The sequence below is a fragment of the Paraburkholderia sp. genome (assembly GCF_047605525.1).
Classification (GTDB): domain Bacteria; phylum Pseudomonadota; class Gammaproteobacteria; order Burkholderiales; family Burkholderiaceae; genus Paraburkholderia.
On record NZ_JASGFN010000004.1, the window covers coordinates 89,708 to 103,284 of the forward strand.

Sequence of the window (13,577 nt, forward strand, 5' to 3'; positions counted from 1 at the left end):
TGTGGTGGAGATAAGGAAATTTTCTATTTGTACTGTCTCGCCTCGTCGCGTTGTCGTTGTTTATCCGCGGAAAGATAGTCACGATAGAACGTGAGGCGACGGAAATTCTGCGTATCATCCAGACTCTCATCAGTCCCTTGTCCCATGTAGTCGATTCTGGCGGTCACGTCAAACAGAGAGTCATTCGGCATTTGATATCGATATAGCAACGTGACCATGTCTGGATCACCACGCGGGGAAATATTATGTGGATTGAAATAGTGACCACCTTCCCTGCGCACGCCATCAATCAGTTCCCCTGGCACCACGCGCTGCAGATCCAAACGGGAATCGAACATATCACGCGGAATTGTCGACGTAAGCCATGCCTCGACACCCAGGTGGAATTCGCTTGCGATGCCATCCCTGGCCTGTTCCAGTTGCTCTTTCCGGCTAAACACCGCTGCAAATCCATGGCCGTCTAGAAAATATGAATGCGTGCCGCCCACGTTCATATCATCCATTTTTCCGAGCATCTTTTGCGCATCCTCAATGGTGATTTTTCCCGCTATCCATTGCAGGCCAACTGCGGATACCTGAAAAAGTTCATCGCGTTGTTCCGGAGTCATGTCTCGCTGCGCGGGCCATGACGGATACGGCTTTGACGTCTGTGCCGTGTCACTTGCTCCCGACAGTGGTCGAGCCGCCGGAAAACTCGCCGACATTGTAGGTGTAGGCATACAGACGGCTGCATTGACTATCAGAATCCACATCAACCGGATGACCAACGAGCCAGTAATCGCCTTCGATATTTCCGCAAAACATCGCATCATTTTCCCACGGGCGCGACAGATAGCCTGCCCCTCCGTTCTGGCTTTGATCAACCATCTTGTCGACATCAACCGGTGTTCCTCCCGCTCCCGCATTGGTTAAAAAGATTTGCGCCTGCCGGTAGGCCCGCTCGTATTCATTTTCCAGCGATGCTCTATCGGGCGCGAAGGACGGGAAAAAAGGTGATTTGCTGTTTTCTTCCGCCTGTTTGGCCTGCAATCTCCAGTACGCCAGAACTTCTACGTAGATGGCGACTGCCATCTGCTTGATACCTGTCAGTGCAGCCGTATCTGCGGGAATGGCATGACTTGCGGTCAATTCAACGACTTTTTGTGCAAGCAACCTGCCCTCGCCTGCATCGCTTTGTACACCAGTATCGACAGCAGGGAATCTGGCAATATTCGGTGTATCAGGAAAATTCCTCACCTGCTGCTGCATCATTGCGAATACCCAAAAATACTGCTGGCAATGTCGTGTTTCATGAAAAATCGTGTCGGTCAAATCCTGCAATTGCTTCCTGACATGAACCAACCGGGTACCCCGGCTGCCGTCATACGGCTTGAACAGGTCCACCAGCGCAGTAGTCGCAATGGTAAGCGTCCATGTGTTTTCGCTAAATGTTCCTTTGGCTCCATCAACCAATGGAGCATCCGTCACAACTACAGTCGGTACTGCCGGAACTGGAAGCGCAAATGCCCCTGATTGTGGCGTCGTCAGTGCAGTTTGTATGACTGGTGCAATTAAAAGAGCAAGCTTGTTACAGTTTGTCTCGCCAAGTGGAAACGCACTAAACACCCATTCCGGGTTCTTCGATTTATCTTTCTCATTCCCGTAGTAGTTGGAACCCCACTGTATTTTCTCGACCAGCACGCTGTAAAGATCAAGTGCAAACTGCTTCGCCACCGGAAATTCAAGCTGCCTGGGGTTCTTGCTGTTACGCGTGCTGTAACGCATTCCCCAGTTATACGGCTGGCACAGTGCGTAGTTCAGGCCATGTCCCGATGATGACGGCGAATCATCGTTCACCTTCAGATCACGTGAGCCAACCCTTTGCACCGATCGCTTTTCAGAAACATGCGACGGCGGCATCGACGTATTGTCCGATGACTTGGCCACATCGGCATGCTGCGTGAGCAACGAATTGAAGATGCCTATCGGGTTGTCGGTCCCGTCGTTGTGATAGACCTCGACGGTCGCAAACTGCGGCGTGTCGGTCAGCACCAGCGCTGTTTCGCCTGCGTCATTGGTCATGCCCTTGATGATTTGGCCATCCTCCAGCGTGATCCGGTACGGCTGGTTCGCGATGCGCAGGCCGGTCACGTTGTCCACCAGCGCAAACGGCTCGGCGATTTTTGCGGCGCTGATATCTGTCATAGGCGCCTTTACCGGAACATCCAGTGGCCTCTCCGTTGCGTGCGACGTTGCGTGAACGAGAAACGCACCGGCGGTGTGCCCGAGAATTCCATTGGAGCCAAGCGTCAACTGCGTGCCGCCGCCGTTCATGACAATGCGCTTCGCCGTCAGCCTGATTTCATCCTGCTCGCTCAGGATGCTGATGACCTTCCGCGCAATCAGCTCGACATCATCAGTTTGCGACTCGACACGCACGCGCCCCGGCGTCAGGACCGTAATCGCCTTCGACGCGAACAGCGCTATCCGCTCGCCAACCGAAGCATAAAGAGACTTCAGCGCCGCAATCGCGACGTTCCCGCCCGTGGTTAATGCCGTGTGTTCGCGGCTCGCAATGTGCGTGCTGGCCGTCGCGCCCATATGAACGTTGGCCGCGCTCGAGATCGCGATATCGGGATTTTCAAGTTCGGGAAAATCGTCGGAACGGGGCGCAGCGTTGCCACGCAGAGCCGCATTGGTATCCCTGATGGCCTTCGCTACGTTGCCCTGGTTATCCGTCGCGTCCTGCGCACCGTGGCGCCGTGCCAGTTGCGCCATGTGCTCGTGAATGCCACGCGCCTCAGTCAGGTGCGCATGCGTCTCGGACATGTCCTTTGCCTTGCCCGCCGCATTGGACCGTGCGAACGTCGTCGCCAGCAGTCCTCTTGCAGCGCGCAGCACGCCCCAACGATCGGTACGCAGTTCGAAGCCCTCACCCCGCGCATCCTGCCGCCCCTTGTTGCCGTCGATCCGCGTGATAAAGCCCAGGCTCAGGCCTGATTTCGCATGATCGCTCGCCAGTTGCGCCTGCTGCCTGCCAGGCGTATCGTCCAGCGCCAGATGATTCGACTCCACGCCGTGCTCGAGGCTCCTGCTGCGCATGCCGCTCAGCGCCGCGTTTGCCGGCAGTTCCCAGGGCGGTGTGTTGAACCGGTCCACGACGAATCCCGAGATAACCGGCCGGTCGGGATCGCCATGAACGTGGGAAACGACCACCATCTGCCCCGCCCGCCCCGGCGTGACGACGCCCAGTTCGCTCCCCTGCCATTGCGTCACCGCCCGTACCCAGATCGACGTGGCGCCATCAAACCGGGCCCGACGGTCCCAGTCAAACTGGATGAACAGGCAGTTGCGGTAGTCAATCCACATTTCATGGTCCTGCGGCGCCACGATGACCGCATACTCGTAGCCCTCGACGCGCGGCTTCGGCGTCGCCTGCGGCATCCGGTAAGGCTCGTTCACCGGGTGCAGCTCGAATTCCGCACTGACCGTGTACGTACGCCGTGTACCCGTTGACGTACCGGCTTCGGTGATGTCCAGCTCGCAGGCCAGCACTGTATATTCGCGATTCGCGCTCGCCTGCGGATAGTCCACCAGCGTGAAGGTGCGGCCTGGCTGGAGTCCACGCAGACAGCCCTTGCCGTTCGCGCGGCGCCCCCCGCAGCGTGCCGCCTGCAACTTCACCCGCGCCAGATGCCGGCCCTCCTCGCGCATGTCATGCGGTTCGGGCGCGCGGTGCGCTTCGGGCTGCGCGAACCCGGCGGCCGCATAGATCTCGATTTCGCGGCTGGCGGTGCCGCTCGCGTCCTCATACTCCTCCCGGTTCGGCTCCCTGCCCTGGCCTAGGCGAGGCTGCATGTAGTTGTGGTCGTTGACCGTGGCCTGGCCCGCTGTGACGGTGTACGTCACGGCCAGTTCGCTGATGTGTTCCTCGTCGATCCGGCTACCCGTGTGATAGCGCAGCGTTTCATAGGCGATGCCGTGCGGCTGGAAGCCGCCGGGCGAATCGGAAATCACGAGGCTGTGAAAATCCTGCCGGTGCTCGAACCAGAATACCAGGCCCCATTCCTCCATCAGACGAAGCGCGAACGTCCAGTCGGACTCCCACGCCTGCCGGACCATGGCGCGCGGCGGATAGTAACCCTTTCCCCCTGCCGGGCCGCGTATGCGCCATTCGACCATGCCTGCATACTTCGCGAGAACTTCCCGCAGCACGTCCGTCACCGAACCGCTGAAAATGCGGGAATCGCAGTTCTGCGTCGCGCGCCAGACGAACGGGCGCAGCACGAATTCATAGACCACCGCGCGATCTTCCACGCACCGGATTCGTGCCGACGCGATCTCGCCGCTGATGTAGCGCGTATCGGCGCCGATATTTGCGCGCCCGGTATTCCCGTGCTGGCCGGGTCTGAACGTGCCGATACCGGTCAGCTCGATCGCAACGGTGCCGTGGGTGCCGACGATCGCCTCCAGATCGATCTGCGCGGCGTCGACCGGGTTTTGCAGGAAATCGGGCTGGCTCTCCGCCACAACCAGGTATTCGAACAGCTCACCCACCGCTTCACATCCCTTGATACGGCGTGTGGCCAGCATCGGTTCGCGGAATTCCTCGCCGCCGGGGCTGCGACTGACCATTTCGGGAAGCGCGGGGCAGGTGAACCCGATGCTGCGCGTCTGGATATCCCATGTCATACGCGCCTCACACCCTGATGAGCGTGGCCTCGCACGCGGTCCTGTCGCCAGTAAACGCGATACGTACGCCCCCGTGCGTACGCTCTCCCGTTGCCTTGATCGGGAACACGCCACCACATTTCGGGCACTCGACCAGATGGCCGTCGAGTGCTACGCGCCGCCCCATGTGGGTAAGGTCGTCCGCAGCCTGAACGACCCTGCCACCGTGATCAGTTCCGTCACCCAGTCGCGCAACTTCGCGCCCCCGTTCGTCTCTCATGACAACTCCATTCTCGTTATGTGCTATCTACAACGACAGCTTGTGAAACTGAAGCACGCTACCTACTGAAAAAGCACCAGCGGTGCCGGCTGGCAAAGCAGGCAGTTGAAGTGAATGAATCGCGTGTCCAGATGCTTCGATATTTCTGCAATATCGCCAGCGACGCAATATGCCGAATGTAAAATCACGTCAAGGTTCATATACTGCAAATGAACATTGCAAAAGGTGACATTCGGGAAGTGACACAGTATTCGTGTTATCGGGATGGCGCGTTCTCGCGTGAGCGTGTCAACCTCTTCACCGTGCCGGTACATCCTTCAATACCACCGCGAAGCCTCGCCCCTTCTCCAGCCCGTAACAATCCCCCAGTATCATGCTCGCCAGGATCAACCTTCTCGCGACACCATCGCGAGCCATCGCGCACCACCCCGATGTCCATAACCGTCAATTTCCCCGCCGAAGTGCGCGACTGGATCGCCGCCAATCTCTCGCGCGGCGTCGCGCCGCAAGCGATCGTGAACGAGCTCGTCAACCGCAACAACGCGGTCGAGCTCGCGTCGGCGATGGTCGATGCGATCTCCGCGGCGTTCCTGTACGGCACCCCGCTGCCTGGCGACAAGCTCGAAGTCGGCGGTGCGCCGGTCAGCTATCAGGCGGAGCCGCTGCGCGTGCCCGACGGTCCGCTGATCCGGCTCGGCGAGCGCGCGGTGTGGGTGCTGTCGCGTCTGCAACGGCCGGCCGCCGTGCATCTCGCCAACTTTCTAAGCGCCGACGAATGCGAGCAACTGATCGCGCTCGCGCATCCGCGCCTCGACCGCTCGACCGTCGTCGATCCGGTCACGGGCCGCAATGTCGTCGCCGGTCATCGCAGCAGTCACGGGATGTTTTTCCGTCTGGGCGAAACGCCGCTGATCGCGCGCCTCGAAGCGCGGATCGCGGAACTGACCGGCACGCCGGTCGAGAACGGCGAAGGCCTGCAAATGCTGCACTACGAGGAAGGCGCGGAGTCGACGCCGCACGTCGACTATCTGATCGCGGGCAACGAGGCGAATCGCGAGTCGATCGCGCGCAGCGGCCAGCGCATGGGTACGCTGCTGATGTATCTGAACGATGTGGAAAGCGGTGGCGAGACGGTGTTTCCGCAGCTCGGCTGGTCGGTCGCGCCGCAGCGCGGCCACGCGCTCTACTTCGAATACGGCAACCGCTTCGGGCTGTCCGATCCGGGCTCGTTGCACGCGAGCACGCCGCTGCGCTCGGGTGAAAAGTGGGTGGCCACCAAATGGATTCGCACGCGACGCTTCGTGCCGCGCAATCAGGGCTGACTAACTTCTGAGTAACGTTAAGAGGGACGGCGCGTCGCGCGCGGCGTCCCTTCAGTCACCTCAGCCCGCCTCGATCAACGGCAACTTCAACGCTGGAACACCTCGTCGGCCACCCAGCCTTCCGACGTCAGATGCACGCCCTCGCGCAACTGCATCGTGCCCGCGCCTTCGATCACGCGCCTGACCATCGGGAACACGCGCTGCGCGTCGGCGTCCTTCGCCCACGGCGCCGGGTCGACCTTGTACGTGTACACCACCGACGTCACCGTCTTGCCGTCCATCTGCATCGGCCGTTCCCAACCGACGACCTTGTCGAGCTTCAGCGTGGCCGCGCAGAAATCGGCCGGATGCGTGACGCGCGACGTGGCCGTTGCGACCACTTCCGGAATCTGCAGGTAGTACTTCCTGCCTTCATCGGTCAACTGGTACTGGCGCGCGGACGCGGTGATCTTCTTGCCGTCCGCGTCGACGCGTTCGACCATCACGTCCTTGCCCGTCACGAGACCAAGCTTCTCGAGCACCGGCATCTGCACCGCGTCGCGCGTGCCGGCGGCCTGATCTTCGGTCGTCGTGTAGATCGGCCAGTCGTATTTGGCGAGGCACAGGTGACCACGCTGACCGAGGAAGTCGTTGATGGCGGCCGTGAAGTTTTCCTGATTGGCGTCCTGGCTCCTGTCGTGGCAGCCGGCGAACAGCGTCAGGGCAATCAGGGAAAGCGCGCCGCCGGCAAGGCGGGCGGCGGTGGAGCGTCGCATCATGGTGTTGTTGCTCAGGTTGGGTAGTTCGGTTGGGTAATTCGGTTGCGTACTCAGGTACGCGTGAAATGTACATATGCCGCGCGCCGCGCCGTTGCGTCAGTTCACGCACGCGCCGCTCGTCGGCGGCGTCGCGGGCGGTTGATAGCCGTCCGTCAGCGTGTTCAGGAAGCAGACGAGATCCGCGATGTTCTGCTGGGTCAGTTGCGGCGTGGAGTGAACCGCGCGCGCTTTCGCGCCGTCCGCCGCGGTCGTGCCGCCCGCGTCGGTCTGGCCCTGCCCCATCGGCAGTTCTTCGTCGATGTTGCCCTGGTACGCCACGGGCAGATCGTTGAACGGCGTGGCCGTGGCGCCCGATGCCACCTGCGGGAACAGCGCGAACGACGGGTTCTGGATCATATGCGTGCTGTCGCCGCCGGTGCTCGGATACCAGAACTCCGGGTTCGTGTCGCGCGTGTTGTAGAAGTTGATCACCTGCACGAGCGAGTGGAATACGCCGTTATGGAACAGCGCCGTGCGCGTCGCGACGTTGCGCAGCGTCGGCACCTTGAAGCGGCCGCAGTACGGATCGGGCACGTTCACGCCGGTGAACGAATCCGGCCCGGAGCCGCTATTCGCGGTACCCGGTGTGTGGATCGAGTTGAGCGGGCCGCACAGTCCCATGTCGTAGTACGAGGTATTCGCGTTGCTCGGGATCGGGTCCGGGTTGTCGGGAATCTGCGTGTCGTTACGCGGCGCGCCGATCGCCTGATACGTGAAGTCGGTCATCAACCCGACCGAGCCGTTGAAGTTCGCGCCCGCGTAGTGGCAGGCCACGCAGCCGGCGCCGTTGTCGGTGTCGTTGAAGAGCGCGAGACCGCGCAGTTCCGCCGGCGTCAGCGCGCCGCCCACCTTGTTGGCTTCGAACAGGTCGAACTTGCTCGAATACGGCGCGAAGCTCGGGTCTTCCTGCTGATACGCCTGCAACGCGAGGCCGATATCGGCGAACGCGGTGTCGGTGTTCGAGAACACGCCCGAGCCGAACGCCTGCTGGAACAGCGGCGCATAGGACGCGCTCTTCACGGCCGCCACCACGGATGCCGGCGACGAGTTGTTCATCTCGAGCGGATTGAGCAGCGGCAACGACACCTGGGTCGCGAGTGTCGTCGCGCGGCCGTCCCACATGAAGCCGCCGCCCGGCGCGTTCTGCGTGATGCCGTCCGGATTGTCGGCGACGTCGTTATACGGCGGCGTCATCGATTTGTAGCGCAGCGAAGGCACCGCGCGCTGACCCGCCAGCGACGGATCCGAGCCGAGCTGCACGGACAGGCTGTTCGGCGGTCCGTACGCATATTGAGGACTGTGGCAGGTCGCGCAGGACATGTTCTTGCCGCCCGACAGGCTCTGGTCGAAGAACAGCTGCTTGCCGACCTGTGCCGCGGTGCTCAGCGTGACCGCGGCGGGCGGTGCAACGCTGCTCGTGCCGCCGCTGCCCGACGACGACGTCTGGGTCGAGCCGCTGCCCCCATCGCTGCCACCGCCGCCGCAGGCGGTCAATATCAGGGAAAGCGCGCAAAGCACGCCGAGGGAAAGTTTTCGCATGTCGATGTTCTTACCTGGGTCCGATTGCCGGACGGTCCTGGCTAAGCGCGGTATAGCTGAGGCCGCATGGCAATGGGACGAACGGAATGGAAACTGCCGGACCACACGAAACGTGGTCCGGCAGCGAGCGATTACGCATCCGGCTGCGATGCAAGGCGGCGAACCGCGTTGCCCGTCTGCTGTCGGCTGCTTACTTCGCGGACTTCAGCGACCAGATGTTGGTCTGGGTCGGGTCGGGGCCGGGGCCGCGCGATGCCAGCGAGGTGGTCGTCACGTCGACCGGGTTCAGCTTCTGCGTGTAGGTCGCCGGCGTGATGTACGCGTGGTTCATCGGACGCACCGAATCGAAGTGCGTATCCGCGCTGCCCGCGAGTTCCGGCAGGTTCAGGATATTCGTCGCGATGAACGACTCGGAGTACTTCGCGCGCGCGAGGTACGTGTTCGGCTGAACCGGGTCCGCGACCTGGAACATGTCCTGCAGCGTACGCACGAACGAGAAGTGGCTGTACTCGTCGCTATCCACGACATTCGGGTTGGCCTGGTTCGTCGCCACGCCGAACACCGAGTTGCCGTGACCATGGTTGCCCTGGTTGTACAGCGTCGTCGTCTGCGGCGAGTACTTGCCGTTCGTGAACGTCAGCGGCGCCTGATTCACGTTCGACGTGACCGGATTCCAGCCGCAGCACGAGGTCGAGCTGCCTTCGCCTTCGTCGAACATCACGACGATCGCGACCTTGTGGTTCGGGTTGGTCCAGATCGGCGAAGCCTCGATCTTGCCCACCACCTGACGCACGTAGTCGTCGCCGCGCTGAACGATCGCGGTGCTGCCGCCCGCGCACGACGGATCGGAACCCGTGCCGTGCATGTCGTCGCACTGGTCCGGCATGATGAAGTTCAGGTTGCCCACGTCGCCGTTCGCGAGGTCGGTGCTGAACTGGTCATAGTTGTAGTTCGCCGGGATCGGGTAATCCTTCGAGGTCGCCAGGTCGGCGGCCGGGTACTGCGTACCGAACAACGTGCGGTTGTCGGCGAAGAACTCCGGCAGGTTACGCGCCGTCTGGTAGGCCATCGCCGGGCTGTGCTTGGTCTTGTACAGCGCGCCCGGCATCGTGAAGGCCGTGCCGGTCGTACCCGGACCCTTGTAGCTGTCCGAGATGGTCGGCTCGGCGATGCTGTCCGCGCGCGGATCCTGGCCCGGGTTCATCGATTCGCTGTAGGTACGCCACGTCATGCCGGCTTGCGACAGCAGCGTGAACAGGTTCGGCGCCGAGATGTTGTGGTTCGCGATCGCGGTCGTCGACGCGCACGTGCCGGTCGTCGTGTAGCCCGTCAGGTGACTCGTGTCGAGCAGCGGCAGTGCGCCGGTCGCGACGAGCGGCTGGCCGTCCGACGCGATGCCGCCGGCAAACGGCTTGTCGGTCGGTGCGTTGGCGCCGGTCGTGCCCGCGCCGCAGCCCCACCAGTTGTCGTCGACGATACCCCAGTCGTCCGCGCCGCCGAGTGCCGTGTAGTTCGGCTCGCTCGGGTTACCCGTCGCGTAGTAGGTCGTGAACTGGTTGTTCGAGGTCAGGAACTGGTTGATGAACGGTGCATTGTTCGAGCCGAAAATACCGGGCGTGCCGGGGGTCGGGCCCACGCTGTGGTTTTCGAGCATGATGATGAACACGTTGTCGTAGCGCGGCACGCCTTCGACGTTGAACGCGGCCTGCTGAGCCTGCGCGAACGTGATCGGCGCCTGTTGCTGCGCCGGCTTCACGGCCGTCGCGGCGCTCACACCGGATGCGCCGACGAGCGACGGATCGCCGCCCGCCATCGCGAGGTTGTCCGGGTACATATCGCCACGGTCGAGCTTGGTCGTCGCGTACGTGTAGCGGTTGGCGAGCTGGTTGTCTTCGAACAGCATCGACTGCTGCTCGGCGCCGGAGAGTTTGTTCACGTCGCCGAGCGCGTCGGCCGCGCTGACCGTCACCGACGACGCGCCCAGAGCCGCAACGCTCATGCGCGACGCGAGGTTGGCTTTCTCGGTTGCATAGTCGGTGCCGTTCGCCTCGACGAGACGCTGAACTTCACTCGACATCGGGCTGATCACGATGTTCGACGTGCCCTGGTCGGCGATCTGCGCAGCCGAAGCGCGCAGGATCACGTGGCTCGCAACGGCTGCGCCGCTTGCGGTGTTGGTGGCCTTCGTGCTGACGTCGGCAATCAATTGACCGCTTGCCGTCGATTGCAGCGAGAAGTGGCCGCTGCTGTCGGTCGTCGCGTTCGCTTCACCCGTATCGCACTTGCCGTTGCCGTTTGCGTCGAGGCACACGGTCGCGCCGGCGTAGTAGCCCGCCTTGATGTCCGGATTACCGGACGTGCTGCCCGGAACGAAGTTCGTGGCGGTCACGACGCCCGCGAACGTCGTCGGTTGCGGCGTGCTGGTACCGCCGCCGTTGCTGGCCGTCGACGGATTATCGTCGCTGCCGCCGCAAGCGGCCAGGACACAGGCTGCCGCGATCGATGTTAAAAGAAGGGTGGTACGTGATGGACTGACCGGCATTGTGGGACCCCTGTTGGTTTGAATGCACTGCTTTTCCCGCCCAAACGGAATAAATCCGTGAATTTTTATGCAGCGAATTATCGAGTGGATATGTTCCTTTTTTGTGACATGGAACCTTTACTGAGCCGCTTTTCCGCGGAGTTTTATTGAGTGCGGGCGGAGTGCTTCATTGAAATGAAATGCCGATCTGCTAATCGCGCGCGATAAGAAAGAGGAGAGGAAAATGCCGCGAGAAAAGACTGCGCCGGAATCTATGCGCAAGGCGATGCCAGTTGACGTGACATCACTCGTGACGGAGATTTCGCGTGGGGCGGGAGTAGATGGACCGTGGGCCTGCCACGGGTCACTGGGACTGAACAGGAGATACGGTCGCCGGGGGATTCCGGGTGAGGACGACGAAACGAAACAGGTGGAACTGGCTATGCGGTTTGTTATCGCGTAGCGCCCGACAATCTGATGATCGAGTTGATGGTGTCTGTCGCCAGGTCCGGCAACATCACTTCAAACACTATCCGACGCCACCGGCAACCCCTCGATTTTCCAGCGCAACATACCGCCGGCGAGATTGGCCACCTTGCCGAAACCCGCCTTGCTCAGCAATACGCTGGCCTGAGCCGAGCGCACGCCGGAGCGGCACACCGCGACGATCGGGCGCTCCCGATCCAGCTCGTCGATACGGCCCATCAGTTGCGACAGCGGCACCAGCTTTGCACCCGGCAAATGGCCCAGACGATCGATGAATTCCGGCGCCTCGCGCACGTCGACGATCTGAAACGCCGCGCCATGCTCGAGCAAGGCCATCGGCTCGATTTCCCACACACCGCTGAAGCGCAGCGTCAGCGGCGCCCAATCCGGTGTCTCCACCGGATCCGCTCCGCCCTCCGGCTTTCCACAGCGCAGATTCGCGGGCACCGCCACCGCCATCAGCTTCGGATGCGGCAGATTCAGATTGTTCATATGACCGGTGAAGTCGCCGACGTCCACATTGCCGCCCAGGCGCGGATTGAAACGCCGCTCCTCGGCCACGCTGGTCACGGTGATGCCGCGATAGTCGTGCGCGGGATAAAGCAGGCAATCGTCGGGCAGCGACAGGATATGCTCGCGCACGGACGCAAACAGTTGCTGCGGGCTACCCTGCTGGAAATCGGTGCGGCCACAGCCGCGAATCAGCAGACTGTCGCCGGTAAAGGCCATGCTCTGGTCGTCCAGAACATAGGTCAGGCAGCCATTGGTATGGCCGGGCGTCGCACGCACGGTCAAATGACGCGTGCCGAAATCGATGCGATCGCCGTGCCGCAGCGGGCGGGTCACGCCGTCGGCTTCGACCACCGCGGCAAGCGCGATCTCGCTGCCGCAACGCTGACGCAAGCGCCATGCACCGGTCACATGATCGGCGTGCACGTGGGTATCGAGCGTGGTGAGCAGCCGCAGACCCATTTCCTGCAAAAGCGCCAGGTCCCGCGGCACCTGCTCGTAGACGGGATCGATCAGCAGCGCTTCGCCGCTGTCGCCCAACAGATAGGTGTAAGTGGACGAGACAGGATCGAATAGCTGACGAAAGATCATCGCAAACCTCTGAAGGAAAGAAGGCACGGCGATGGCCCGCGAACGGTTCCAACGCGCCGTGCCCGCATTCAGCCCGGCTGCTTCGTGGTGCGCAAATATGGCTTGATGGTCTTGAAGCCGGGAAAGAGCTGCTGCGCCTCTTCGTTGCTGACCGCGCCGGTGATGATGACGTCGTCGCCATGCTTCCAGTTGACCGGCGTCGCCACCCTGTGTTTCGCGGTCAATTGCATCGAATCGAGCACCCGCAGGATTTCGTCGAAATTGCGGCCCGTGGTCATCGGATAGGTCAGCATCAGCTTGATTTTCTTGTCCGGACCGATGATGAAGACCGAGCGCACGGTGGCGTTGGTAGCGGCGGTGCGGCCTTCGCTCGTGCCGCCCTCGTCCGCCGGGAGCATGTTGTACAGCTTCGCGACCGCCAGATCGGTGTCGCCGATCATCGGGTACTTGACCGCGGCACCCTGGGTTTCCTCGATGTCGGCGGCCCATTTTTCGTGATCTTCGACCGGATCGACCGACAGGCCGATCAGCTTGGCATTGCGCTTCGTGAACTCCGGCTCGATCTTCGCCATGTAGCCCAGCTCGGTGGTGCAAACCGGCGTGAAATCCTTCGGATGCGAGAACAGGATGGCCCACTGGTCTCCAATCCAGTCGTGGAAATCGATGGTGCCTTGCGTGGTGCGCGCGGTGAAGTTTGGCGCGACGTCATTGATGCGGAGTGACATATTGCCGTCCTGTGAAGTGGTGGTTAAGCGGAAGACCCGATCCAGGCCTGTCTGCAACGGTCCAACCCAGACCCGGAAATCCCGGTGACGAACACCGAACTCTTGAAGAGTGACGAACTCCACCGCGCGTGCCAAGGCCCGACGCGATGTCCTAAG

General features: G+C 61.8%; 9 protein-coding genes. 1 reads left to right on the forward strand and 8 read right to left on the reverse strand.

From position 1 onward, the window contains the following. Nucleotides 1-23: 23 nt before the first annotated feature. The 3 genes from QM685_RS07040 to QM685_RS07050 are packed head-to-tail and all read right to left on the reverse strand — an operon-like array spanning nucleotide 24 to nucleotide 4,930. Entirely contained in the window at nucleotides 24-608 is a 585-nt protein-coding gene (locus tag QM685_RS07040; protein WP_415114151.1) for a hypothetical protein, read from the reverse strand. A gap of 49 nt (nucleotides 609-657) precedes the next feature. Beyond that, nucleotides 658-4,671 (reverse strand): type VI secretion system Vgr family protein, encoded by a 4,014-nt coding sequence (locus QM685_RS07045; RefSeq protein ID WP_415114153.1) that lies wholly within the window; start codon nucleotides 4,669-4,671, stop codon nucleotides 658-660. Nucleotides 4,672-4,678: 7 nt separating this feature from the next. Beyond that, entirely contained in the window at nucleotides 4,679-4,930 is a 252-nt protein-coding gene (locus tag QM685_RS07050; protein ID WP_415114155.1) for a PAAR domain-containing protein, read from the reverse strand. Between the two features lie 431 nt (nucleotides 4,931-5,361). On the opposite strand from QM685_RS07050, the gene QM685_RS07055 reads away from it, so the two are divergent. After that, complete coding sequence (locus tag QM685_RS07055) at nucleotides 5,362-6,252, forward strand: 2OG-Fe(II) oxygenase (protein WP_415114157.1); 891 nt, start codon at nucleotides 5,362-5,364, stop codon at nucleotides 6,250-6,252. A gap of 86 nt (nucleotides 6,253-6,338) precedes the next feature. On the opposite strand, the gene QM685_RS07060 is transcribed toward QM685_RS07055, so the two are convergent. The 5 genes from QM685_RS07060 to QM685_RS07080 all read right to left on the reverse strand — a co-directional run bounded on the left by QM685_RS07060 (nucleotide 6,339) and on the right by QM685_RS07080 (nucleotide 13,421). Next, nucleotides 6,339-7,010, reverse strand: a complete 672-nt coding sequence (locus tag QM685_RS07060; RefSeq protein ID WP_415114159.1) for a hypothetical protein — start codon at nucleotides 7,008-7,010, stop codon at nucleotides 6,339-6,341. 96 nt (nucleotides 7,011-7,106) lie between these two features. Continuing rightward, entirely contained in the window at nucleotides 7,107-8,588 is a 1,482-nt protein-coding gene (locus QM685_RS07065; protein ID WP_415114161.1) for a cytochrome-c peroxidase, read from the reverse strand. 190 nt (nucleotides 8,589-8,778) lie between these two features. Then, on the reverse strand, nucleotides 8,779-11,130 hold the full coding sequence (locus tag QM685_RS07070) for an alkaline phosphatase family protein (protein WP_415114163.1): 2,352 nt from the start codon (nucleotides 11,128-11,130) through the stop codon (nucleotides 8,779-8,781). Nucleotides 11,131-11,631: 501 nt separating this feature from the next. Beyond that, entirely contained in the window at nucleotides 11,632-12,696 is a 1,065-nt protein-coding gene (locus QM685_RS07075) for an MBL fold metallo-hydrolase (RefSeq protein WP_415114165.1), read from the reverse strand. A gap of 68 nt (nucleotides 12,697-12,764) precedes the next feature. Beyond that, nucleotides 12,765-13,421 (reverse strand): peroxiredoxin, encoded by a 657-nt coding sequence (locus QM685_RS07080; RefSeq protein WP_415114709.1) that lies wholly within the window; start codon nucleotides 13,419-13,421, stop codon nucleotides 12,765-12,767. Nucleotides 13,422-13,577: the final 156 nt, after the last annotated feature.

Bases quoted from the DNA above. Each gene is read 5' to 3' on its own strand.
- QM685_RS07040 (WP_415114151.1), bottom strand. From the start codon at position 608: ATGACTCCGGAACAACGCGATGAACTTTTTCAGGTATCCGCAGTTGGC.
- QM685_RS07045 (WP_415114153.1), bottom strand. From the start codon at position 4,671: ATGACATGGGATATCCAGACGCGCAGCATCGGGTTCACCTGCCCCGCG.
- QM685_RS07050 (WP_415114155.1), bottom strand. From the start codon at position 4,930: ATGAGAGACGAACGGGGGCGCGAAGTTGCGCGACTGGGTGACGGAACT.
- QM685_RS07055 (WP_415114157.1), top strand. From the start codon at position 5,362: ATGTCCATAACCGTCAATTTCCCCGCCGAAGTGCGCGACTGGATCGCC.
- QM685_RS07060 (WP_415114159.1), bottom strand. From the start codon at position 7,010: ATGATGCGACGCTCCACCGCCGCCCGCCTTGCCGGCGGCGCGCTTTCC.
- QM685_RS07065 (WP_415114161.1), bottom strand. From the start codon at position 8,588: ATGCGAAAACTTTCCCTCGGCGTGCTTTGCGCGCTTTCCCTGATATTG.
- QM685_RS07070 (WP_415114163.1), bottom strand. From the start codon at position 11,130: ATGCCGGTCAGTCCATCACGTACCACCCTTCTTTTAACATCGATCGCG.
- QM685_RS07075 (WP_415114165.1), bottom strand. From the start codon at position 12,696: ATGATCTTTCGTCAGCTATTCGATCCTGTCTCGTCCACTTACACCTAT.
- QM685_RS07080 (WP_415114709.1), bottom strand. From the start codon at position 13,421: ATGTCACTCCGCATCAATGACGTCGCGCCAAACTTCACCGCGCGCACC.